The 19,777-nt window shown below is 65.7% G+C and carries 36 protein-coding genes, 4 tRNA genes and 1 riboswitch; of the genes, 36 read left to right on the forward strand and 4 right to left on the reverse strand.

Going from position 1 to position 19,777, the window contains the following annotated elements; all coding sequences use genetic code 11:
* The first annotated feature begins 34 nt into the window (after positions 1-34).
* Complete coding sequence (locus tag EV284_RS17495) at positions 35-580, forward strand: hypothetical protein (protein WP_130335179.1); 546 nt, start codon at positions 35-37, stop codon at positions 578-580.
* 8 nt (positions 581-588) lie between these two features.
* On the opposite strand, the gene EV284_RS17500 is transcribed toward EV284_RS17495, so the two are convergent.
* A complete protein-coding gene (locus EV284_RS17500; RefSeq protein ID WP_130335181.1) occupies positions 589-777 on the reverse strand; it encodes a hypothetical protein in 189 nt (62 codons plus the stop codon).
* Positions 778-899: 122 nt separating this feature from the next.
* On the opposite strand from EV284_RS17500, the gene EV284_RS32730 reads away from it, so the two are divergent.
* The 23 genes from EV284_RS32730 (at position 900) to EV284_RS17600 (ending at position 12,238) form a co-directional block, all read left to right on the forward strand.
* Positions 900-1,067, forward strand: coding sequence for a hypothetical protein (locus EV284_RS32730; RefSeq protein ID WP_165425562.1), 168 nt, complete (start codon positions 900-902; stop codon positions 1,065-1,067).
* Positions 1,064-1,318 (forward strand): hypothetical protein, encoded by a 255-nt coding sequence (locus EV284_RS17505; protein ID WP_130335183.1) that lies wholly within the window; start codon positions 1,064-1,066, stop codon positions 1,316-1,318. Before EV284_RS32730 ends, EV284_RS17505 begins: the two co-directional genes overlap by 4 nt.
* Positions 1,315-1,545 (forward strand): hypothetical protein, encoded by a 231-nt coding sequence (locus tag EV284_RS17510; protein ID WP_130335185.1) that lies wholly within the window; start codon positions 1,315-1,317, stop codon positions 1,543-1,545. Before EV284_RS17505 ends, EV284_RS17510 begins: the two co-directional genes overlap by 4 nt.
* A 47-nt stretch (positions 1,546-1,592) precedes the next feature.
* Positions 1,593-2,099: a hypothetical protein gene (locus EV284_RS17515; protein WP_130335187.1), complete on the forward strand. Its 507-nt coding sequence runs from the start codon at positions 1,593-1,595 to the stop codon at positions 2,097-2,099.
* A 312-nt stretch (positions 2,100-2,411) separates the two neighbouring features.
* Positions 2,412-2,675: a hypothetical protein gene (locus EV284_RS17520; RefSeq protein WP_130335189.1), complete on the forward strand. Its 264-nt coding sequence runs from the start codon at positions 2,412-2,414 to the stop codon at positions 2,673-2,675.
* Positions 2,675-2,830 (forward strand): hypothetical protein, encoded by a 156-nt coding sequence (locus tag EV284_RS32735; RefSeq protein ID WP_165425563.1) that lies wholly within the window; start codon positions 2,675-2,677, stop codon positions 2,828-2,830. The genes EV284_RS17520 and EV284_RS32735 overlap by 1 nt, the downstream gene beginning before the upstream one ends.
* Positions 2,831-2,999: 169 nt before the next feature.
* A complete protein-coding gene (locus EV284_RS17525; protein WP_130335191.1) occupies positions 3,000-3,707 on the forward strand; it encodes a helix-turn-helix domain-containing protein in 708 nt (235 codons plus the stop codon).
* A 53-nt stretch (positions 3,708-3,760) separates the two neighbouring features.
* Positions 3,761-4,024 (forward strand): hypothetical protein, encoded by a 264-nt coding sequence (locus tag EV284_RS17530; protein WP_130335193.1) that lies wholly within the window; start codon positions 3,761-3,763, stop codon positions 4,022-4,024.
* 117 nt (positions 4,025-4,141) lie between these two features.
* Complete coding sequence (locus tag EV284_RS32740) at positions 4,142-4,297, forward strand: hypothetical protein (RefSeq protein WP_165425564.1); 156 nt, start codon at positions 4,142-4,144, stop codon at positions 4,295-4,297.
* Between the two features lie 17 nt (positions 4,298-4,314).
* On the forward strand, positions 4,315-4,767 hold the full coding sequence (locus tag EV284_RS17535) for a hypothetical protein (protein ID WP_130335195.1): 453 nt from the start codon (positions 4,315-4,317) through the stop codon (positions 4,765-4,767).
* Positions 4,767-5,420: a nucleotidyltransferase domain-containing protein gene (locus EV284_RS17540; RefSeq protein WP_130335197.1), complete on the forward strand. Its 654-nt coding sequence runs from the start codon at positions 4,767-4,769 to the stop codon at positions 5,418-5,420. Before EV284_RS17535 ends, EV284_RS17540 begins: the two co-directional genes overlap by 1 nt.
* Positions 5,421-5,730: 310 nt before the next feature.
* The gene (locus EV284_RS17545) at positions 5,731-6,141 is read left to right on the forward strand and encodes a hypothetical protein (protein WP_130335199.1); all 411 of its coding nucleotides are present in this window, start codon (positions 5,731-5,733) and stop codon (positions 6,139-6,141) included.
* A 2-nt stretch (positions 6,142-6,143) separates the two neighbouring features.
* Entirely contained in the window at positions 6,144-6,371 is a 228-nt protein-coding gene (locus EV284_RS17550) for a hypothetical protein (RefSeq protein ID WP_130335201.1), read from the forward strand.
* Between the two features lie 34 nt (positions 6,372-6,405).
* Complete coding sequence (locus EV284_RS17555; RefSeq protein WP_130335203.1) at positions 6,406-7,515, forward strand: RNA ligase; 1,110 nt, start codon at positions 6,406-6,408, stop codon at positions 7,513-7,515.
* Positions 7,515-7,814: a hypothetical protein gene (locus EV284_RS17560; RefSeq protein WP_130335205.1), complete on the forward strand. Its 300-nt coding sequence runs from the start codon at positions 7,515-7,517 to the stop codon at positions 7,812-7,814. Before EV284_RS17555 ends, EV284_RS17560 begins: the two co-directional genes overlap by 1 nt.
* Positions 7,815-7,858: 44 nt before the next feature.
* Positions 7,859-8,728, forward strand: a complete 870-nt coding sequence (locus EV284_RS17565) for an AAA family ATPase (RefSeq protein ID WP_130335207.1) — start codon at positions 7,859-7,861, stop codon at positions 8,726-8,728.
* 563 nt (positions 8,729-9,291) lie between these two features.
* The gene (locus EV284_RS17570) at positions 9,292-10,092 is read left to right on the forward strand and encodes a hypothetical protein (RefSeq protein ID WP_165425565.1); all 801 of its coding nucleotides are present in this window, start codon (positions 9,292-9,294) and stop codon (positions 10,090-10,092) included.
* A 113-nt stretch (positions 10,093-10,205) separates the two neighbouring features.
* Entirely contained in the window at positions 10,206-10,577 is a 372-nt protein-coding gene (locus tag EV284_RS17575) for a histone-like nucleoid-structuring protein Lsr2 (RefSeq protein WP_165425566.1), read from the forward strand.
* Between the two features lie 434 nt (positions 10,578-11,011).
* A tRNA-Pro gene (locus EV284_RS17580) sits at positions 11,012-11,085 on the forward strand.
* 5 nt (positions 11,086-11,090) lie between these two features.
* Positions 11,091-11,163: transfer RNA gene (locus EV284_RS17585), tRNA-Phe, on the forward strand.
* Between the two features lie 30 nt (positions 11,164-11,193).
* Positions 11,194-11,331, forward strand: a riboswitch (cyclic di-AMP (ydaO/yuaA leader).
* A gap of 90 nt (positions 11,332-11,421) precedes the next feature.
* Positions 11,422-11,958 (forward strand): LysM peptidoglycan-binding domain-containing C40 family peptidase, encoded by a 537-nt coding sequence (locus tag EV284_RS17590; RefSeq protein WP_165425567.1) that lies wholly within the window; start codon positions 11,422-11,424, stop codon positions 11,956-11,958.
* 53 nt (positions 11,959-12,011) lie between these two features.
* A tRNA-Leu gene (locus EV284_RS17595) sits at positions 12,012-12,091 on the forward strand.
* Between the two features lie 74 nt (positions 12,092-12,165).
* Positions 12,166-12,238 (forward strand) — tRNA-Asn (locus EV284_RS17600).
* 63 nt (positions 12,239-12,301) lie between these two features.
* Here the strand turns inward: EV284_RS17600 and EV284_RS17605 are convergent.
* Positions 12,302-12,589: a hypothetical protein gene (locus EV284_RS17605; RefSeq protein WP_130335215.1), complete on the reverse strand. Its 288-nt coding sequence runs from the start codon at positions 12,587-12,589 to the stop codon at positions 12,302-12,304.
* A 229-nt stretch (positions 12,590-12,818) separates the two neighbouring features.
* On the opposite strand from EV284_RS17605, the gene EV284_RS17610 reads away from it, so the two are divergent.
* The 5 genes from EV284_RS17610 to EV284_RS17630 are packed head-to-tail and all read left to right on the forward strand — an operon-like array spanning position 12,819 to position 15,572.
* Positions 12,819-14,057, forward strand: coding sequence for a hypothetical protein (locus EV284_RS17610; RefSeq protein ID WP_130335217.1), 1,239 nt, complete (start codon positions 12,819-12,821; stop codon positions 14,055-14,057).
* A gap of 28 nt (positions 14,058-14,085) precedes the next feature.
* A complete protein-coding gene (locus tag EV284_RS17615; protein WP_130335219.1) occupies positions 14,086-14,358 on the forward strand; it encodes a hypothetical protein in 273 nt (90 codons plus the stop codon).
* Complete coding sequence (locus EV284_RS17620) at positions 14,355-14,549, forward strand: hypothetical protein (RefSeq protein WP_130335221.1); 195 nt, start codon at positions 14,355-14,357, stop codon at positions 14,547-14,549. The genes EV284_RS17615 and EV284_RS17620 overlap by 4 nt, the downstream gene beginning before the upstream one ends.
* Positions 14,542-15,036 (forward strand): hypothetical protein, encoded by a 495-nt coding sequence (locus tag EV284_RS17625; protein ID WP_130335223.1) that lies wholly within the window; start codon positions 14,542-14,544, stop codon positions 15,034-15,036. The genes EV284_RS17620 and EV284_RS17625 overlap by 8 nt, the downstream gene beginning before the upstream one ends.
* Before the next feature lie 32 nt (positions 15,037-15,068).
* Complete coding sequence (locus EV284_RS17630; RefSeq protein WP_130335225.1) at positions 15,069-15,572, forward strand: MazG nucleotide pyrophosphohydrolase domain-containing protein; 504 nt, start codon at positions 15,069-15,071, stop codon at positions 15,570-15,572.
* 152 nt (positions 15,573-15,724) lie between these two features.
* Here the strand turns inward: EV284_RS17630 and EV284_RS17635 are convergent, their stop codons facing one another.
* Together EV284_RS17635 and EV284_RS17640 are read right to left on the reverse strand one after the other, a co-directional pair.
* Positions 15,725-15,925: a DUF397 domain-containing protein gene (locus EV284_RS17635; protein ID WP_130335227.1), complete on the reverse strand. Its 201-nt coding sequence runs from the start codon at positions 15,923-15,925 to the stop codon at positions 15,725-15,727.
* Entirely contained in the window at positions 15,915-16,778 is an 864-nt protein-coding gene (locus tag EV284_RS17640; protein ID WP_130335229.1) for a helix-turn-helix transcriptional regulator, read from the reverse strand. Before EV284_RS17640 ends, EV284_RS17635 begins: the two co-directional genes overlap by 11 nt.
* A 229-nt stretch (positions 16,779-17,007) precedes the next feature.
* Between EV284_RS17640 and EV284_RS17645 the strand changes: the two genes are divergently transcribed.
* From EV284_RS17645 to EV284_RS17675, 7 genes are all read left to right on the forward strand, one after another.
* Positions 17,008-17,259 (forward strand): hypothetical protein, encoded by a 252-nt coding sequence (locus EV284_RS17645; RefSeq protein ID WP_130335231.1) that lies wholly within the window; start codon positions 17,008-17,010, stop codon positions 17,257-17,259.
* The gene (locus EV284_RS17650; protein ID WP_130335233.1) at positions 17,252-17,491 is read left to right on the forward strand and encodes a hypothetical protein; all 240 of its coding nucleotides are present in this window, start codon (positions 17,252-17,254) and stop codon (positions 17,489-17,491) included. Before EV284_RS17645 ends, EV284_RS17650 begins: the two co-directional genes overlap by 8 nt.
* A complete protein-coding gene (locus EV284_RS17655) occupies positions 17,488-17,823 on the forward strand; it encodes a hypothetical protein (protein WP_165425568.1) in 336 nt (111 codons plus the stop codon). The genes EV284_RS17650 and EV284_RS17655 overlap by 4 nt, the downstream gene beginning before the upstream one ends.
* Before the next feature lie 359 nt (positions 17,824-18,182).
* A complete protein-coding gene (locus EV284_RS17660) occupies positions 18,183-18,476 on the forward strand; it encodes a hypothetical protein (protein WP_130335237.1) in 294 nt (97 codons plus the stop codon).
* A gap of 159 nt (positions 18,477-18,635) precedes the next feature.
* Complete coding sequence (locus EV284_RS17665; protein ID WP_130335240.1) at positions 18,636-18,884, forward strand: hypothetical protein; 249 nt, start codon at positions 18,636-18,638, stop codon at positions 18,882-18,884.
* Positions 18,884-19,075: a hypothetical protein gene (locus EV284_RS17670; protein WP_130335242.1), complete on the forward strand. Its 192-nt coding sequence runs from the start codon at positions 18,884-18,886 to the stop codon at positions 19,073-19,075. The genes EV284_RS17665 and EV284_RS17670 overlap by 1 nt, the downstream gene beginning before the upstream one ends.
* Before the next feature lie 228 nt (positions 19,076-19,303).
* The gene (locus EV284_RS17675) at positions 19,304-19,702 is read left to right on the forward strand and encodes a hypothetical protein (protein ID WP_130335244.1); all 399 of its coding nucleotides are present in this window, start codon (positions 19,304-19,306) and stop codon (positions 19,700-19,702) included.
* The last annotated feature ends 75 nt before the right edge of the window (positions 19,703-19,777 follow it).

Here is a 19,777-nt window from a genome sequence, read left to right on the forward strand (position 1 = left end):
ATAACGTCGGTGATCCAATGAGAGGGGGCCGTCGATGGTGGTGGGACCGCAGATTACAGCCGAAGAGGCGGAGGCAGACCTGCGCGCTGCGGGGTACGAGCCGCTGGAGCCGTACCCGATGCACGTCCGGGAGTTGTGGAAGGTGCGCTGCTCGACCTGCGGGTACGAGTGGACGCTCAACCTGAACAAGGTGCGGACGGGGCAGCGTTGCAACCACGTGCGGACGACGCCGAAGGCTGCCGTCGAGGAGCTGCTGGCCCTGGGTTTCGAGCCTTTGGAGGAGTACCCGGGCAGGCGTGATACGCCGTGGCTGATGCGCTGCGTCGAGTGCAAGAAGCCGCGACGTGTCCGGCTGGCGAACGTGAAGGGCCGGGGCCCCTGCTCGTGTGTGGAGAAGCGCAAGCAGGCGGAGGCGGAGCTGCGCGCGGCCGGCTATGAGCCGCTGGACCCGTTCCCGGGGATGGTCCGTAAGCCGTGGCGCTCGCGGTGCGTCGAGTGCGGGTCGGAGCGCCGGCCGAGCATCGACACCCTGCGGCAGGGGCGCGGGCGCTGCAAGCACATGGACAGCCGGCTGCGGTAGTTCGGGGGCTACGTGCGGGGTTCGAGGAAGACGCCGTAGGGACGCTCCTCGTATATGGACTTGCCGTACCTGCGGAGCGTGCCGTGCACGACGACGTCGTAGCCCATGCGGCGGGCGGTCGCCACGTACTTACGGGACTCGCGGACGGCGTCGGCCTTGGTGCCACGCCACAACAAAGCGTCGGACAGGTTGCGCATGGTTCGTACAGTAAGCGGAGCCGGTGGTTCCGGGCAACGAAAGCGGTTCGCGTGAATCGCTAGACAACAGGGGTACGAACCCGTAGTGTTAACGCGTAATTGAGAACGGCGTAGGAGGAGTTGTGGCGAAGTACGTGGTGTTCCTGCACGGTCACGCCAGCGCGCGGGTCGAGGTCGAGGCCGGCGACTTGCAGGAGGCGAACCGCAAGGCGGTCGAGGTCGCCCCCAGGACGAAGTACGTCAGGAGCTGGACGCCGGTCATGGGCAGCAAGATCGAGGGGGGAAAGTGAGCGAGCAGGTCGACTACCGCGAGATCGAGGACAAGGTGCTGCGCCGGGCGTGGAAGGCGCGCACGTTCCGCGACTACTACGGCGCGGTCGGGGCGGAGGCCCGGCGGTTCCCGCCGCGGACGTTGGACGTGTCGGTGACCGGCCGGATGGTGGTGACGCCCCCGCCGCTGCGTACGGTGCCGCGCGAGGACGGCAAGAAGACGCTGGCCGACCTGGTCGAGCTGTTGATCGAGAAGGGACAGGCGAAGTGACGGATTCGGGGCAGGCGCGGAGCGCCGTACACCTGGGTGAGGGTGCGTACAAGACGCTGACGCTGCTGGAGACGACCGGGCCGGCGCCGCTGACGGCCACGCACAAGCGGAGCATGACGCTGCTGGCGTGGCTGGTCGAGCAGGAGCTGGTCGGGCTCCGCGGTCAGCTCATGGACCTGACGGACAAGGGTCGCGAGGCTTTGGGGCAGGCGCGGAGCGCCGAGTAGGCCCACCGGCCCAATTTCGAGCATTTAACTACGGCGGGGAGGATTTGATGATGGCTGAAGAGATGACGACGAACCGGGCCGAGGCGATCGAGCGGGCGAAGAAGCACCCGGCCGGCATGTTCGTCAACGTGCACCGACGGGTGCTTCAGGCGATGGAGATGCTGGGGCTGGCGGAGCTGGCGGCCGACGGGGAGTTCTACCTGACCGACAAGGGGCGGGGCGAGAGCAAGCCGGAGGAGTCGAAGGTCGAGGAGCCGGCCGAGAACGCCACGGTCCGGATGCTGAAGGAGGAGTTCGACGCCATCTCCGACAACACTCCGGTCGGTATGGAGCGCGTCAACGCCACCGTCAGGGGGATGCTCCGCCAGAAGTACGCGGAAGGTGCGGCCTGGGCGATCCAGGAGCTGCGTGCCAGCGCCGCCGCGGCGCAGCGGTCCTACGAGAGCACGCAGGAGAAGGACTACAAGCGCATGGAGGAGACGCTGCGCACGGCTGCGAACGTGCTGGCGATGGACCTTCGTAAGCGCCTGATCGACGACAGGGAAGAGGTCTGAGATGCGTATCGGTACGCGAATCGGGCCGGTCGGTGTGGGGTTCAGTACTCGGCGGAGGCGTAGGAGGAAGGGGACCGGGCCGCTGGGCACCGTGGTCTTCCTGCTCATGGTCGGGTACCTGATCTATTGGAACCACTGACGTACGCCCGCGGAGGGCCCCTGCCTGGGAGACCGGGTGGGGGCCCTTTGTGTTACGCGTTTTAAAGTGGTCTGTCGAAACCGCTTGACGGTACCTAGTTGCTCGGATAGATTCCTCTTACTGCTTCGGAAGACGTAAGTACGAAGCCGTAACAGGAAGCGTGAGGGGTTCGTGTGAGCCAGCAGCAGAAGGCACCGCTCCCGGTCGGAGCGCGCATCGCCTACATGCCGGACGGGTACAGCCTGGTGCCGGCCGTCGTGGTCGCGATCGAGCGGACCAACTCCGGGAGCTGGCGCGGGGACATCCGCACGCAGGACGGCCTGCTGGAGAACCGCTCGCTGAACCCGGAGTACTTCATCCGGCAGCAGCACCTCCAGCAGGTGAACCGGACGGCCTGGGCGAACATCTGGGACGAGCTGGCGGCGGAGGGCAAGTGATGCACGAGAACCCCACGGATGCCTGGGCGCACCAGGAAGGCCCGCTCGAACTGGGTGAGCTGGGTGCCGGCATCGGTATCGACCCGAGCCTGTGCGGAGACGGCTTCCCCCGCGAGGAGTGCCCCAACGGCGCCAAGTGCGCCGACAAGGGCTAGCTCAGTCTCCGGTCCGGTCCGTCGACAGCGAAGGAGTCGGCGGGCCGGGCCGGTCCTACCACCTGGAGATTGGCGTGAGACGCCTTAATACCTAGTCCGGGTATTCGGGTGCCCGGCGGGCGGCGTCCCACCGGGCACCTGTCCCACCACCGAGAGGTGCAACTCTCCGATGGGACTCCTCAACCCTATCCAGAGCTGGCGCGCAAGACGCGCGAGCAAGCCTGAGACAGAGCCTGTCTCACCCCCTTCTCGCCCGCTGGGCGGCCTGCACGCGACCGGTCTGGTCATCGGGTTCTCCACGATCCTGGTGGCGCTGGCGTTCGTGGCGCTGGTCGGTATGCGGGTGAGCTGGGTGCCCCTCCGAGACACCGCGGACGGCATCGGCCTGCACGAGGTCAGGGAGTTCTACCCCCTGGTCATCGACGGGCTGGACGGTCTGGCGGTGGTGGCCTCCCTCGCGCTGGTCGGCTCCCCGGGATACCGGTGGGCGATCGGCACGGTGGTCGGGCTCACCGCTATCTCACTCGTGCTCAACGTTGCTCACGGCTCCGCGTACGCGGGTGTGACCGGGCAGTCGGACGCCACGACGTGGGGACACGTGATCCTCGCGTCGGCCGCGCCGACCGTCTGTATCGCCCTCGGCACGCACCTGGCCGCACTCACCTTCCACCGGCTGGCGGGAGTGCTGGGACAGCGACGAGACAGCGTTGAGACACGGGAGCCGGAGGAGCCGAGGAAGCTGCTCACCACGGCGGAGGTGGCGGACCGGCTGGGCATCAGCCGGAGCACGGTCGGCACCCGCGTCGACCGTGGGCAGCTCACGCCGGTCGTGAAGGATCCCAAGCTGGGCAACCTCTTCGACCCGGCGTCTCTGTGACATCCCGACGGGGCTCGGCATGAGTCGGGCCCCGTCTCAACCCTGGAGGAACTGTGTCTCACACCTGGGAGATCGAGATCCCGACCCCGCTGATCCAGGTCGTCGCGAGCGAGCACTGGAAGAGCGGTGCCGTCCGTGGGTACGGCGGCTACAACGAGTTCGAGGTCGTCATCTCCATCGGCGACGTGGAACTGGTTCGCCGGACCGGCGACGACAACGAGCCGGACGACTGGGGCCACTACCTGTCCCTGGACGAGCTGCGCGAGCGGACCGTCAAGGAGTTCGGCGAGCGCCTGAAGGAGGTGCTGGGCCTGTGAGCCTGGAATCGCTGCTGGCCTACATGGGGATCGACACCGACCTCATCATCATCGACGAGATCAACGACCTGGAGTCCTTCGAGGGCCCCGAGTTCGACTGCTCCTGAGAGGAACACCATGACCGACCTGAACGAGCCCAAGCACGCCGCGGAGCCGGAGAAGCCCTTCAAGCAGGTGCTGCGCGAGTCCGCGGTACGCACGCTGATCGAGGGCGCTGCGTGGGCCGTCGGCTTTGCCGTCGTCTACCTGATCCTGTTCTCCTTCACCCACTGACCCGAGGAGCACCCACCATGTCGCTTAATACCGTGACGGCCCCGGCGGCCGTCGAGATCACCCTGGACGAGGCGAAGTCCCTCCTGGCCCGTGCGGTCGAGGAGCGTGGCGCCGGCTACACGTACCAGATGCTCACGATCGACGAGCAGTCCCTGTGTGCGTACTTCGACCCGAAGACGAAGGCGCCGTCCTGCATCGTCGGCCAGGTGCTGGCCTACAAGGGCGTCACCTACGACGACCTGGCGGGCCAGGAGGTCAACACCTACGCCAACATCGAGGCCCTGAACGACCAGGGCGTGGTGAAGGTCGACAACGACACCCAGGCGCTGCTGGAGATCGCGCAGTCCGAGCAGGACGCCGGCATGCCGTGGGGGCGGGCCGTCGAGGAGGCGCTGGCGACGTACGAGGGGCGTGCGCAGGCCTACGAGGAAGACGGCTACGACGACCCGTCGCTGGCCTACTGGTTCTGATGGCGACGCCGAACATCCTGCTGAGCGGGGTCGTGGGCAGCACTGCCTTCGGCCTTGCTCGGCCCGGCTCGGACATCGACCGGCTGGGCATCTTCGTCCGTCCGACTCCGGAGTTCTTCCGCATCGGCGCCGTCCACAAGGACTCGCTGGTCTCGAAGGATCCGGACGTCACGCTGCACGAGGTCGGCAAGTACGTGAACCTCGCGCTGAAGTGCAACCCGACGATCATGGACCTGCTCTACCTGGAGTCCTACGAGGAGCAGTCGTGGGAGGGGGAGTGGCTGGTCGACATCCGCGAGGACTTCCTCTCTGAGCCCTATGTGCGCTCGGCGTACGGCGGGTACGCCATGGGGCAGATCAAGCGGATCAAGCAGGAGCTGGCCAACGAGGCCAGGCAGAAGCGGGTGGCCAAGCACGCCCGGCACTGCTTCCGGCTGCTGCGCCAGGGCCAGCAACTGCTGGAGTACGGCACGCTCACGGTCCGCGTGCCGGACCCCGACTTCTACTGGGCGTTCGACGAGATGTCGGCCGACCAGATCGAGAAGGAGTTCTGGAAGGCGTTCGACACCTTCAACGACCGGCTCGGCATCCTGCCGGCGCAGCCGAGGACCGACCGCCTCCAGGACTTCATCAACTACGTGCGGAGGATTTGAGTGAAGTGGCTTCGGGACGTCCCTGACGGCGTCTGGATCGCGGCCCTGCTGGTGGACGCAGCGGCGGCCGTCTACGTCGGGCACGCCCTTCTGGTGGCGTCTGGACACTGACCTGACCTGCGAAGACCCCCTGCTGCGGCGGGGGGTCTTCGCATGCCCGCACAACCCCACGAGAGTGTGACGCAGGCCATACAGGTTCCGTTGAACGCGTTTCTGATTACGCCTTTCCATTACGCGTTTCTCGTTATAGGTTTCTCTGTGTCGGGGCCACTCCAGGACCACCGAGAACCGCAGCAACGAGGAGCACCGAATGACCGCCATCACCGACGAGCAGCGCCGCCTCTACATCCGCGAGTTCCTGAACAACCAGGGCCACCACGGGCTCGGCGCGGTGCTGGCGGAGATCACCGACGGGGACGAGAGCGACACCTACCTGGACTTCGGGGCCTCCCTCCAGATCCAGGACTGCTCCCGCAGCGTGACGCTCGACTTCGGTGTCTACGGCGGGACTACCTCGCAGGACGATCGCGACCAGCTCCGCAAGGACCTGGAGAACGCCCGCGCCAAGGCCGACCGGCTCAAGGGCGCCGTCCTCCTCTTCGTCCAGAAGCTGGACGAGGCGCTGAGCGACGTCGAGCAGGACCTCAACAAGCGCGACCGGCGGGCCGCGAAGAAGAACAAGCACAAGCGCAAGGCCAAGAAGGCCGCGAAGAAGGGCTGAACATGACCGCGAAGCAGGACGACCGCCCCACCATGAACCTCGGCCACCTGGCCATCCCCCACGAGAGTGCGAGCCAGGACTGGCTCCGGCGCCAGGGAGAGAAGCGCCGCGCGGCCGTAGAGATCGTCGCCGCGGAGTCCAAGAAGTGGTGGGCCGTGCACGCCCTCCCGGACTCCTTCTACGAGCAGTTCGCCGAGCGCATCGTCACGGCCCTCGACCAGCGTCTCTGACACACCCCACAACCACACACCGAGGAGAGCGCACATGGCGCACCTGTACGACCTGTTCAAGCCCAAGGACCTGCTCGACAACCTCGGTAAGGGGTACGTCCGGACGCAGACCAGCCCGGACGGCAGCCGCGTCATCTTCAACTACACGAACCAGACCCAGTACGAGGGCGCCTGGAACGAGGTCACCAAGCAGACCCGCGGACTGATCATCGACTCCAAGACGGAGAAGATCGTCTCCCGGCCGTTCCAGAAGTTCTTCAACTACGAGCAGTTGAACCACGCCGACCAGGCCGACCTGATGCACCACGAGGTGGAGACCTTCAAGAAGTGGGACGGCTCGCTGGGAGTCGGCTACACGCTTAATACCGGGGAGTTCCGCATCGCGACGCGGGGCTCCTTCACCTCCCCGCAGGCCGAGCACGCCAACCGGATCCTCACCGAGCGGTACCCGACCTTCGAGCCGATCCTGGGCCTGACGTACCTCTTCGAGATCGTCTACCCGGCCAACCGCGTCGTCGTCGACTACAAGGACCTGGACGACCTGGTCCTGCTCGCGGTGATCAACACCGCGACCGGCCTCACGCTGGCCCACGGCGACTACGACTGGCCCGGCCCGGTCAACCAGCCGGTGCACTACAAGTCGCTGGGAGAGGTCCTGGCGAAGGTAGAGAACTGGCCGGATAAGAACGCCGAAGGCTTCGTCGTGCGCTTCCCGCACAACGACCTGCGGGTGAAGTTCAAGTACGACGAGTACAAGCGCCTGCACCGGATCCTGACGAACGTCTCCACGCTGTCGGTGTGGGAAGCGCTGGCCGCGGGCCAGGGCATCGGGGAGTTCATCGACCACGTGCCGGACGAGTTCTACTCCTGGGTCCACCAGCAGGTGCACCGGCTGGAGGCCGACTTCGACCGCGAGCATGCGGCCGTCCTCGACGACTACGAGTACATCGTCAGGCGCCTGCGCCGGCCGGAGACGGACGGCAAGAAGCGGCGCAAGGAGTTCGCGCTCCAGGCCCAGACGACGCCGTACCCGGGCCTGCTGTTCCGTCTCTACGACGGCCACGACATCACCGCGGACGTCTGGAAGCGGGTGCGCCCGGAGTTCGAGAAGCCGTTCTGGACGCCGTCGGAGGACGCCGCCTGATGGAGCCCGACGACTTCGGCGGGTGGTTCGAGGAAGCGGAGCTGGTGGGCGGGCAGAAGCTGCTCGCCCACCCCCGTAAGGACTGCCTGGGCCGGCACTGCTGCATCCACAACCCCTCCGAGCACCACATGCGCGAGTGGCCGCAGAACTTCCGGCCGGACAAGACGCTCACCGAGCGGATCTGTCCCCACGGGTTCGGTCACCCCGACCCAGACGACCTCGAATACAAGCGGATCTACGTCGGCAGGTGGGAGTACCTGGTCGCCGAGGTCCACGGCTGCGACGGGTGCTGCCAGTGACCGTGAAGTGCCTGTGCTGCCGTCCCACCACGAAGGAGAAGCCTGTGACCACCCTGACCATGACCAAGGGCCTGCCGGGCTCGGGGAAGACCACCTGGGCCCGGGAGCAGGTGCTCAAGGCCATCCCGGGCTCGGTCGTCATCGTCTGCAAGGACGACCTGCGGGCGATGCTGCACGCCGACCGCTTCCACGGCAAGCACGAGCGGCAGATCGTCAAGGCCCGCGACACGATGGTGGAGATGTTCCTGCTCCAGGGGGTCTCCGTGATCGTCGCGGACACCAACCTCAACCCGGCCCACGAGGAGCGGCTGGCCCGCATCGCGGAGGGCAAGGGGGCGCGGTTCTTCGTCAAGGACTTCACCGACGTCTCGCTTAATACCTGCGTCCGCCGCGACCTGAAGCGGGAGAAGAGCGTCGGCGAGAAGGTCATCAGGGACATGTACGAGAAGTACCTGGCCCCCAAGCCTGCCGACCCTCCGGAGTACCTCCACGGCCGGCCGCACGCCGTCCTGGTGGACCTCGACGGCACGCTGGCCAAGATGGCCGACCGCAGCCCCTTCGACTGGGACCGCGTGGACGAGGACGACGCGCACCAGGACGTCGTCGACCTGGTGAACACCCTGCGGGACGCGGGCGCCGAGATCGTCTTCGTCTCCGGCCGTGACGCTCGGGCCTACAAGCGGACCCGGTCCTGGCTGACGCAGCACGTGGGTGACTGGACGAGCCTGTCCCCGCTGCTGATGCGCTCCGAGTACGACATGCGCAAGGACTCGATCGTGAAGGAGGAGATCTACCGACAGGAGATCCTGGGACGCTACAACGTGTGGCTGGTCCTGGACGACCGCGACCAGGTCGTCGACATGTGGCGCAATCTCGGCTTGCGTGTCCTCCAGGTGGCGCCCGGAAACTTCTGAGTTTGCTCTCAATAACTACGCCCCCGTCTCAGATTTTGAGGCGGGGGCAAGTAGTACCCGCTAGTAGCTTGACAATTCACGCCCTACGACTCCGTAAGTAAACCTGTGATCCCCGTCACTTCAACACAGCGTTGAAGTGCCCATTTCGGGCAGTTACCTCAAGTAACGGTAAAGATCAGCGCGCGTAGATGAACTTTTAAGTACCTGAAAGTCAAGGAAGAGCAAAGAAACGCTGTTGCGTAAGGACCGTCGGGGCTGTTCGCGTTCATCTTCCGATGCTAAGTTCCGTGCACAGGCCATCCATTAGTTCTTCACAGTCGATCCCCGCGCTCTTTGCGTCAGGCAAGGACTTGAAACTCGGCTCCGTGAAGGGGATTTGGCCAGCACCATGTGTCTTCACGCGCTCCACCCTCACATCAGGGAGCGCGTTGTTGGAGGGGTTAACCAGGGCCATGAACACAACCAGGCGCGACGGCCAGGACACGGGAGAGCAGGACGTCCGGGAGCTGCGTCGCCTTCATGCGGGGAGCACGCACACACCCGGCGTCGACAACGTCCCGTACGTGCGTGACAAGGAAGACGTACCGCACGAGGAAGCGCTCCCCGACTTCTACGGCCTCGACGACGCGGAGTTCCCGACCATCCAAGAGGTCAAGGACGAGCTGTCCGCCATGGTGGACGCCGGGGAACTGTGCATGGGCTGGGACGCCGAGCAGCAGGCGTTCACCTACTGGTTCCCCGCGGACGAGGAAGAAGTGTGGGAGGACCTGGCACCTGAACCCACTCCTACCGCACGCCGCCGCAAGACCTTCCGCCCCAAGGGCTTCCGTCGTGCCGTACTGACCGTGGCAGCCACCGTGGCGCCGCTGCTCCTGGGCATGGTCGCCGAAGCCTCCCTGGACGAGCACGCGCAAAACCGCCGGCCCGGACTGGACCACCCTGACCTGGCGGGAGGCTGGGCAGAAGAGCCCACGTCGGCCCCCACGTCGGCCTCCATAGCAGCCGACATCGTCACCGAGCCCTTCGAGGCCCGGCCCGACGGGGACAACTACGCCCGACATGCCCGGCCGACCGCTGCGACGGCCACGCACATGGCCAGTAGCTACGTCGGCAGGCACCGCAAACTCTCGGGGGCGTCCGTGCCCAAGAAGACCGACGCCAAGAGGCCCGACGCCAAGAGGACCGACTCGACGACGGCGAAGACGCCGTCACCGGCCCCTGCGAAGAAGCGCACACTCCCCTCTCCCAGCCCGATCGGGGCTGCCCCGGAGATGCCGGCCGGCGGGGCCCGGCCGAAGCGCGAAAACCCTGTTCAGGAGGTTGTGCACAACGTTCTGAGCCCCGTCGAGTCGCTTCTCAGGTAGTCGTTGTCAAGAACTGCCTGCGAAACGCTTGACAGAACGCGTAATCCGGAAGCAGTATGTCGGCATGCCTCGTGCTGCTTCCGGTGCGGGGTCGTCGAGAGATTGAGGGAGTCATGGGCGAGCGCGTCAGAAAGTTCTGCGACCGCAAGGTGAAGCGGGGCAGGAAGGCCGAGGTCTGTGGCCAGGACGTGCCCAACGACGAGTCCACGGTCTTCCAGATCGGTACCACCCGGTACGAGGCGGACCTGTGCCAGGAGCACCAGGACGAGATGCTGGAGGCCATGGAGCCCTACACGTCCATCGCCCACACGGCCCGCAAGCGCGTCGGTACACAGGTGCGCAAGGCCATCCAGGGTAAGGGCGGCCAGGCATTCACAGCTCAGGACGTCCGCCAGTGGCTGCGCGAGGAGCGCGGCTACGACGTGCCGGACACCGGCCGGCTGACCAAGGCCTGGATCGAGGAGTTCGAGGCGGCCCACCAGTAGCTTTCATCCGCCTCAGCGAGGGTCGGAGGACCACAGGTCCCCCGGCCCTTTTTCGCGCCCGAGAACAGTGTCCTACCCCCCGCCTCGCGCGAGGAGAGGGGGCAGTGGCCTGCGATTACAAACACGTAATCGTGATCGTGTAGAAAAGACTCATGCAGATGAGCGAGCGACAGCCGGCCCAGGGGAACCACCTCCCCTCCGCCAGCCTGCCCATGCTCGTCCTCCCGGTCCACGAGGCATTCTGCCTGGGCCGCGGCGCGTTCCCCGCCCGCTAGGGCAGCTCCTGGTACCTCACCGCCAGTTGCAGCGTAAGACCCAGCGGGGAACCCTTCCCAACGTTGTCCAGTTAGTTGCTCGATGTGCTTGACAAGCCATAGTGCTGATACGGTAAGTTGTACAACGTTCTTCAAAGGTGTTCTACGGAACGTCTTCTTCTGGATGTAGCGCAGCCCGGTAGCGCGCCTGCTTTGGATGCAGGGGGTCGCAGGTTCGAATCCTGCCATCCAGACTCAAGGCCCTTTGGCAGAGGAAGTTAATGCGCCCGCCTGAAAAGCGGGAGATCTTGGTGCGATTCCAAGGGGGGCCACTTTGTCCAGACGCCGAGCCCTGTTCCTGGACAAAAACTGCAATCAACCCTGAACAGGGGCGGGAGACCGAAACGCATTACTGGGGCGAATCCGCAGAACCTGTGTGGTAGGGAGCAGCACTTATCCCGAGTCCGTCACCTAATCTCGTAGGCGTACGGAGTGCAATCATGAATAAGAGGATCGCTGGACTCGTTCTCGCGGGCGCACTGGCCCTTTCCCCTCTCGCGGCTTCGGTAGCGGACGCGGAATCCAGTTACGTGACCGTGAAGAGCGGACAGACCCTGAGCGGGATCGCATCGGCCCACAGGACGACGTATCAGCACCTCGCGTCCATCAATCACATATCCAACCCCAGTCGTATCTACCCCGGCGAGAGGATCTACCTGACCGCCGGCTCAGCGCCCGCGCCGGCCAAGCCCAAGCCCAAGCCCACCAGCTCGACCTCGTCGGGCACGCGAATCGTCAACCAGGCCGCCAAGTACATCGGCACCCCGTACGTATGGGGCGGCTCCTCGACCAAGGGAATGGACTGCTCGGGCCTGACGTACGCCACGTTCAAGGCTCTGGGGAAGTCCCTCCCGCGGGTCGCGTCCAGCCAGTACCACGCCAGCAAGAAGGTCAGCTCGCCCCAGAAGGGTGACCTGGTCTTCGTCCACGACGGATCCGGCAGCGTCTACCACGTCGCCATCTACGTGAATTCCACGACGTGGCTGGAGTCGGAGCACCCGGGTGCGGGTGTCAACTACTACCACCCGTGGTCGAAGTCCGTTTACTACGGACGGATCGCGGTGTAGTAGGGTCCATTGCAGGAAAGGCCGGAGGGAATTTCGAGGTTCCTCCGGCCCCCGCCCGAGTAGACGAATGGCACAGTCAACCGCCTCAAAAGCGGTGCCGGAAGGCGTGTGGGTTCGAGTCCCACCTTGGGTACGCAGGGAAGGCCGACGGACGAGGCTTAGGCCGGTAAATTCCGGGTGGGTGGCGAGCGGTCGAGACTTCCCCGTTCCTCCATAGCTCAATTGGCAGAGCAGACGGCTGTTAACCGTCAGGTTCCTGGTTCGAGTCCAGGTGGGGGAGCAACACCTTGGGATGGGTGTAGTTAAAGGGCTGAGCCCCGGTGAACCGAATGGTCGCCGGGGCTTAGTCGTCTCCGATGCCGGTCACGACGAACGTGAGCAGACCACACACGGTCGTTACCCCCAGCAGGGCCGGCCAGTGGGCGGACAGTAGCCCCAGGCCGGCCGTGATACCCCACGCCACGTGCTTGACCGTCCAGACAGTGACCTGCTCCGGCGCCTCGTCGTCGGCCGGGGAGGGAGCCGGCCCGCCGCGGCGGTGGGCACTCAGGTGCCGCTGCTTGTCGACGGCCGCGTCCACCTCGGTGTCGGACATGCCCCAGTCGTTGCAGCGGTCGCAGTACCAGATCACAGCGCACCCCCATTCTTCATTACGCGTTTCAAAGCACTTCAGGATAGGCCTCGGCCTGCTCTGACCTGCTAACTTGCACTCTGGCCACCACCGGAGGAGCGCTCACTGCTAGAGTGAAACCCGTTCACTCCTGGAGTGAACGTTGACATGAAAGACGTAATGGATATAGCGTAAGCGGACGCCGGGTCGACAGGCCCGGAACCACCAACCCCCTGCGAGAGGAACCCCCTTGAGCGCCCTTACCGAGCACGTCGAGATCGACTGGGTCCGCGACATCCTCATGGACCCCGAGGTCGGTCACCAGGCCGCCGCGGACGACCTCATCTTCAACGGGATCGACACCTCCGAGACGGCTGTACGGCGCTGGCGCAAGGCCAACGGCTACAAGAAGGCCATCCTGGTCGAGCCGGGCAAGGAGCCGAAGCGGCTTAATACCCTGCCCGAGGAGGGCACGGCCGAGGCAGTGGCCGAGAACGAGGCGCTGAGGGAACGCGTGGACGCCCTCACGGCCGACAACCGGCGCCTGTTCCAGAACTACAGCAAGGCGAAGGCCCGCGGCGACGAATACATCCAGGCCGTCTACCAGGCCGCCCGGGACGCCGCCCAGTTCGTAGGACAGACCCCCGTGGCCCCGCCGAAGGCCGACCGCCGCACCAAGGCCGCCGAGGTCGCCCTGTGGCACCTCACCGACTGGCAGGGCGGCAAGAAGACCCTCACCTACGACCGCACCATCATGCGCACCCGCGTGATGCGGTACGTGGAGAAGGCCCACGAGATCACCGACATCCAGCGCGCCGACCACCCCGTCCGTAAGGGCGTCTTGCTCTTCACCGGAGACATGGTCGAGGGTGTCTCCATCTTCCCGGGCCAGGTCTGGGAACTCGACGGCACGCTCTATGAGCAGATGTTCGACGTCTCCGACCTGATGCTCTGGACGATCCGGCAGGCCCTCCAGATCTACGAGGAGGTCGAGGTCGTCGCCGAGTACGGCAACCACGGCCGCCTGGGCAAGAAGTCCGACGGCATCAAGGCCTCCGACAACGTCGACCGCATGGTCTACAACATCGTCCGCGAGCGCCTGGCCGACGAGGAGCGCCTGACGAAGTTCCAGACGAGCGGGGACTGGTACCAGCACTTCACCATCGGCAACTACAGGGCGATGGCCATCCACGGCGACGAGATCAAGTCCTTCGGGGGCAACATTCCGGCATACGGAATTTTGCGGAAGGCCAACCAGTGGGCCTCCGGCGTCCTGCCGGCCTTCAAGGACCTGTACATCGGCCACTACCACCAGTCCATGCAGTTGCAGTTGGCCAACGGCGGCTCCGTCTTCATGACCGGCAGCCCGGAGAGCGACAACATCTACGCCCACGAGTTCGTCGCGGCCACGGGAGACCCCTCCCAGCGCCTGCACTTCATCCACCCCGAGAAGGGACGCGTCACCAGTGAGCACCGCATCTGGCTCTGAGCCCACCACCACGACCCTGGAGAACCCCTTGAGCATCGTCACCGAGGTCACCTCCGAGCACGAGGCCACCTACCGCTACCTCACCGATGACGACGGCGACTACTACGTCTCCATCAAGGACGTCGTCAGCAGCCTGCTGTCCTTCTCCGACAAGTTGGAGGGCATGGGCGGCGTCTACGAGCAGATCGGCGACGCCTTCACCCAGGTCGCCGTCCAGTTGGCCGAGCCCTTCATGCAGATCGAGACCGAGGCACCCGTCCTCAGCCTGCTTAATACCTACCCCTCCGGGGGCGCCGAGTGAGGACAGCCCGCGACAACGCGGTCTGGAAGGTCCGGGTCCTGATGCGGGCCCGGACCGGCTGGAAGCCCAAGACCTACTTCTACTCCCGCGAGTACCACGTGACGGAGTGGCGGGAGAAGGCCGCGGGCGCACCCGACCTGTTCCAGATCGACTTCATCGGCAAGTACACCCTGGAGGAAGACCATGGCTAGCGGCCCCGTGCCCCCTGTCGGATCCATCGGCGTCGTCGCCACCGGAGGCATCATCGGCTGGGGCATCCGGCTGCTGACCTTCTCCCGGTACAACCACGCCTTCATCGTCGGCCCCGGCGGACTCCTCGTCGAAGCGCAGCCGGGCGGCGCCCGCATCGGCCACATCTCCATGTACCCGAAGGCCGTCTACAACAGCGACAAGGTCATCCCCGACGAGACCCGGCTGGCTATCTGGGAGACCGCCCTCGGCTTCGCCCAGGCCAACAACGGCAAGGGCATCGGCTACAACTGGCTCGACGACGCCGCCCTCGGCCTGCGCTTCTTCGGCGTCTGGTCCAACTGGATCGCCGGCCGGATCGCCCGGCAGGACCGTCTCCAGTGCGCCCAGTTGTGCGACCTGGCCTACAGCCTGAACGGCATCCACCTCTTCGACGACGGCCGCCTGCCGCTCGCCGTGGACCCCGGGGACCTCCGGGAAACCTTCTGACCACCACCCCCTCACGCGAGGAGCACCAGACAGTGACAGCGAAGACGTGGCTTAATACCCGCCCCCACCACCCGATGGCAGCCCTGAGACAGTGGCACCAGGCGGTGGGGGAGAAGAAGTTCATCGAGCGGGACGCGGCCGGCAGGGACGAACTGATCGCCCTGCGGTTCGCCCTGATCACCGAGGAGGCGCAGGAGGTCCTGGAGGCCCTGCTGAACTACGCCAAGACGAAGATCATGGACGACCACTTCGAGGCCCACCCGGAGGCCACCATCACCGGCCTGCACGTCGTCGAGGCGCCGCGCCGGTACGAGGCCCTGGCCAAGGAGTTGGCGGACCTGCTGTACGTCGTCTACGGCACCGCGGACCTCCTGGAGATTCCCCTGGAGGCCGTCTTCGCCGAGGTCCATCGCTCGAACATGAGCAAGGTCGGGCCGGCCGGCGAGGTGATCCGGCGCGAGGACGGCAAGATCCTCAAGCCCGACACCTACCGCGAGGCCGACGTCCACGGCGCCATCACCGGGGAATGGCTGTGAAGCGCAAGCGCCGCGACTACGGCGCGTTCCTCGAAGGCCTGGCCCGCCTCGGGCTCGCGGTCCTGGACGCTCTAGCGTCCCCGTTCACCTGGATGTAGACACAAGGAAGCCCCCGACTCCAGTAGCAGTGGAGGCGGGGGCTTCCGGCTTGCTCAGGCGCTGTACTGACCGTCCTTGACGCCCTCGACGAAGGCACCCCAGGCGGACGTGGGGAAGCCCAGGATCGGGCCCGCCGTGTCCTTGGAGTCCCGTACATAGCGGGCGCCGTCGGTGTCGGCGACCTCGACGCACTCGCCGGCACCGTTGCTGAAGCTGCTCTTCTTCCAGACCAGCTTGTCGTCGTTACCCTGCATGGCTGTATTCCTCTGCGATGGATCTGATCATGGCGATGGACTTCTCCGGCCGCTCCGAGGCAGCGACCAGCCGCTGGAAAATGTCTTCGTGACGGCGAAGGTCCGATTCCTTGTCCAGGTACGTAGCGCTGGTGGGCCCCTCCGAATAGACGATGGATCCTGGGATGTCCTCGAAGGACAGGACAAGGAAGCTGTATCCCATCGACTGGTGTGCCCCGGCGTCGAAGGGGAGTACCTGAACAGTGACGTTCGGAAGTGTCTCAGCACGATCCGCCAGCGACACAAGCTGCTCACGCATGACGTCCGGTGAGCCCACGATCCGGCGGACCACTGCCTCGTTGAGGATGGCCCACAGCCGGGGCGGGTGCCCCGACGTCAGGACGTCCTGGCGCTTGATCCGTGCACTTGCACGAGCCTCCACCTCGTCGACTGAAAGTTCGGGCTCCAAGGCCCGGATCACAGCCTGCGCGTAACGCTCGGTTTGCAGCAGGCCGGGCACCAGCTCGGTCTGGCACGCCAGGATCGACGCGGCGTCCGACTCGAAGCCGAGGTACGGCTTGAACCACTCCGGCAGGGCGTCCCCGTAGGAGTGCCACCAGCCGTTCTGCCGGCTCTGCCGGGTCAGTCCGATGAACTGCCGGACTTCCTCGGGATCGTCAACTCCGTACTCGGCCAGCAGAAGTTTGGCATCCTGGTCAGACAGCGGGGACTTGCCCCCTTCGATCCGGCTGACCTTGGACTCGGACCACCCGAGCTGCTTGGCAACCTGCGCAGCGGAGAGGTTCTTCGCCCGGCGCAAGTTGCGCAGCTCTCCACCGAGCCGGCGCCTCAGCACGGTCGGACTGGCTGCCAACGTGACCTCCCAGGTTGCGGGTACTGCTGCACAGTCTGCCACCCCCTTTGGTTACGGGACACCCATCACTCTTCCGTGCACGTGCTCGGTTCATGCACTTGCATGACGGACGGATCAAGAGGATGCTACTAGCAGAGCGTGGTGGCCCCGTCACTGCGTTCTGCAACTGCACGTCTTGGGGCGCCTGTTCGGGGGGACAGCGTGTGAACGTCGAGCGGAGGAGTGGCAGATGGGTGACACGACGGAGACGACGAAGACGACAAAGCCCCCCGCGCCTACGAGCTGGTCAGAGGGCGAGGCGCGCACGGCGCTCGTCAAGCTGCGGGACGCGCTGGCGATGGTGAACGTCACCCTGCCGTCCCTGGGCCTCGACCACGTCAGTGTGATCCACGGCAACCCCCTGATCGAACTCGGCCGGATCCGTCCCGACGTCGCGGAGGAGCTGGCGTACGCGATCCGGAAGGGGGTCGTCAGTGACTGAGATCTTCGAGCCCAAGGAGCACACCCTCGTCTGGGACAAGACCCGGGACGACGTGTTCGAGGTCATGGAGGTCGGACCCTCCCGGGTCGCGCTCCGGCCGCCCGCGGGGGGTATCGAGCGGTGGGTGGAGAAGACCGACATCCGGCCGGCGACCCCGTCCGAGGAGCTGCGGCCGAAGCTGGCCAAGCGCAACCACGACAGCGCCTGCAACTCCGGAAGCTGGGGGCTGTGATGGGAGCGTTCCGGTTATGGCGCTACATCGAGCACTCCATCGGGCTGGACCCGCAGGCCGAGCGGGATATGGAGGACATGGAGTGCACCGGCTGCGACTGGACGGCCAACGGCGGAGGAGAGGGCCTGACCTTCGACCAGATCCAGGAAGCGGCCCTGAAACACGCGGGAGCCACGGGTCACCGCGGCTTCCGGCAGACCACGACGAACTACTGGCTGGTCGTCCGGCATGACCAGGACGTCGCCTCACAGTTGTCCGTCCCGGCGGTGCCAACCCCCACGTCACTCCGCCGGGACGGGCTCCCACTTCGGGGCGCCGATCCGCCCGTGTAGGCGGTCCCGAAGCACCCCTCATGAGTTGGCCGTGCCTCCCCTGACGCGGCGAGGGGTGAAGGAACCCCGGCCACCTGCTTTCCCCCGAGGCAGTGGCCGGGGTTTTCCGCGACATGAGGCCGGCCGCTGACACATTGAGCCCCGTTTGCCAGACTGGCAGGCGGGGCTTCGTGCTGTCCCGAGCAGCTAAGCGGTACAGTGTCCCGTTTACAGAGTGTCAGGCGCGCGTGCGTCAAGTGCCAGATCGCCCTATGTGGCCTAGGTCACGAAAGTGGTTTGTAGGATCCGCTTGAAAAGGTGTTCCTGACGCCCTTACAGTTACTACGTCAGCAAGTACTACTCAGCATCGGAGGAACTCAATGGCCAGCAGAGGCAAGGCAGTTGCTGGAAGTGGAGGCCGGAACAAGCTGGGGACCAACAAGGAGACCCAGAAGCTGGCCGACCTCGCCCGCGGCCAAGGCTGGACCGTCGAGGTCACCGGGGGCAACCACCTCAAGTGGACCCCGCCCCCACTGGACAAGCCCCGGAAGAACTGGACCGAGGAGGACAAGGTACGGCAGATCCCCGAAATCAGCGGGCTCACCCCCGCCAACGTAGCTTTCGTCAAGCTGAAGAGCCGCCTCGCCAAGAAGGGCCTTAATACCCGGCCCTAATAGGGCGAGAAACATCCCGGGTACCATTAAAAGTCGCAACCCCCAAAGCGACGGACGGTACCCGGGATGTTTCTTTTTCTCGCTTCGGGATCAGGAGGGGGCGGGCTGTCCGTCGATAACCCCCTGGTCCTCGGCCCGATCGCGGCATTCATATTCGCCGTGTTCGTCACGGAAGTCGTCGTCTCAGGCAAGGCATACCGGCGTGAGGTCGAAGAGAACAAGCGGCTCCGCGCCCTGACCGAGAAGGTCGTCCCCCTCGCCGAGCAGATGGTCTCCGCCGCCAAGGACCTCGTCCAGGCCACCCGGGACAGTGTCGCCACACAGGCCACCGTCACCGACGTCCTGGAAGACGTACTGGACCTGTTTCAGAGCGACGGAGGCCCCCGGCCCCGCCGGAGGAGGCCGTGATGCCCCTGCTGCCCCAGACACGCGGACGTGACGACATAGCCGACCTGGAGGACCTGGTGGACCGCTGCGTCGCCGAGGTCGCCAAGGTGGTCGGCTCAACGCCCGAGCACATGCACCGCCTGCGCACCACCCGCGTACGGCTCGTACGCCTGCGCACCGGCTTCGCCCAGGCCCGCCAGGAAAGCACCTGAATACAGCCTTGAGAGCAAATACCGCTAGGCTCGAATACCGAGGCAGTCAGTTCCTGTAGGAGACCCCGCGTGTATGTATCGAGCTGCATTTTTGTAGACGGCCAGCATGTCTATCCAGGACCTGACTGCCCTCATAATCAAGTAGAGGACGAAGAAGGGCCGGTACAGGAACCGGGCTGGACCGTCCAGCAAAACCGGTAATCCGACCCTGTACGAAAGAGGAACACCGTGCCAGCTAAGTCTGCCGCTGCCGACCAGGTCACTGTCCCCGCCCCGGTCCCGGGCCGCTCGTCCGACTGGGACGCCCCCAACCTTGGCTGGACCGTCCAGTCCGGCGTGAAGTTCGAGAACACCGACGCCGTCCCCGGCCAGGTCTTCGTCCAGGCCCAGTTGCCCGACCCGGCCGCCCAGGTTGCCGCCGGCATCGACCCGGCCACGGCCAACGCCGGCCTGGTCGTTCTGAGCCAGGAGGAGGCCGCCAAGCACCCCGGCGGCCCGGAGGCCGACGACCGCCTCGCCGGCACCGCCGTCTACGAGGGCACCATCAACGCGGGCACCGCCACGGCGCCTGGCGCGGGCTCTGCGGCCCCTGCCACCGTCTCCACGGTCGCCAACGTCCCGGCCTGACCCCTCCGGGGTTGATCACCCGGACCGACAGCCCCTGCTTCCCCTCACCGGGGCAGGGGCTGTTTTTGTAAGGAG

This window comes from Streptomyces sp. BK022, from assembly GCF_004217355.1.
Taxonomy (GTDB): Bacteria; Actinomycetota; Actinomycetes; order Streptomycetales; family Streptomycetaceae; genus Streptomyces; species Streptomyces griseoluteus.

Bases quoted from the DNA above. Each gene is read 5' to 3' on its own strand.
- EV284_RS17495 (WP_130335179.1), top strand. From the start codon at position 35: ATGGTGGTGGGACCGCAGATTACAGCCGAAGAGGCGGAGGCAGACCTG.
- EV284_RS17500 (WP_130335181.1), bottom strand. From the start codon at position 777: ATGCGCAACCTGTCCGACGCTTTGTTGTGGCGTGGCACCAAGGCCGAC.
- EV284_RS17515 (WP_130335187.1), top strand. From the start codon at position 1,593: ATGATGGCTGAAGAGATGACGACGAACCGGGCCGAGGCGATCGAGCGG.
- EV284_RS32735 (WP_165425563.1), top strand. From the start codon at position 2,675: ATGCACGAGAACCCCACGGATGCCTGGGCGCACCAGGAAGGCCCGCTC.
- EV284_RS17525 (WP_130335191.1), top strand. From the start codon at position 3,000: ATGGGACTCCTCAACCCTATCCAGAGCTGGCGCGCAAGACGCGCGAGC.
- EV284_RS32740 (WP_165425564.1), top strand. From the start codon at position 4,142: ATGACCGACCTGAACGAGCCCAAGCACGCCGCGGAGCCGGAGAAGCCC.
- EV284_RS17535 (WP_130335195.1), top strand. From the start codon at position 4,315: ATGTCGCTTAATACCGTGACGGCCCCGGCGGCCGTCGAGATCACCCTG.
- EV284_RS17540 (WP_130335197.1), top strand. From the start codon at position 4,767: ATGGCGACGCCGAACATCCTGCTGAGCGGGGTCGTGGGCAGCACTGCC.
- EV284_RS17545 (WP_130335199.1), top strand. From the start codon at position 5,731: ATGACCGCCATCACCGACGAGCAGCGCCGCCTCTACATCCGCGAGTTC.
- EV284_RS17550 (WP_130335201.1), top strand. From the start codon at position 6,144: ATGACCGCGAAGCAGGACGACCGCCCCACCATGAACCTCGGCCACCTG.
- EV284_RS17555 (WP_130335203.1), top strand. From the start codon at position 6,406: ATGGCGCACCTGTACGACCTGTTCAAGCCCAAGGACCTGCTCGACAAC.
- EV284_RS17560 (WP_130335205.1), top strand. From the start codon at position 7,515: ATGGAGCCCGACGACTTCGGCGGGTGGTTCGAGGAAGCGGAGCTGGTG.
- EV284_RS17575 (WP_165425566.1), top strand. From the start codon at position 10,206: ATGGGCGAGCGCGTCAGAAAGTTCTGCGACCGCAAGGTGAAGCGGGGC.
- EV284_RS17625 (WP_130335223.1), top strand. From the start codon at position 14,542: ATGGCTAGCGGCCCCGTGCCCCCTGTCGGATCCATCGGCGTCGTCGCC.
- EV284_RS17635 (WP_130335227.1), bottom strand. From the start codon at position 15,925: ATGCAGGGTAACGACGACAAGCTGGTCTGGAAGAAGAGCAGCTTCAGC.
- EV284_RS17645 (WP_130335231.1), top strand. From the start codon at position 17,008: ATGGGTGACACGACGGAGACGACGAAGACGACAAAGCCCCCCGCGCCT.
- EV284_RS17660 (WP_130335237.1), top strand. From the start codon at position 18,183: ATGGCCAGCAGAGGCAAGGCAGTTGCTGGAAGTGGAGGCCGGAACAAG.
- EV284_RS17670 (WP_130335242.1), top strand. From the start codon at position 18,884: ATGCCCCTGCTGCCCCAGACACGCGGACGTGACGACATAGCCGACCTG.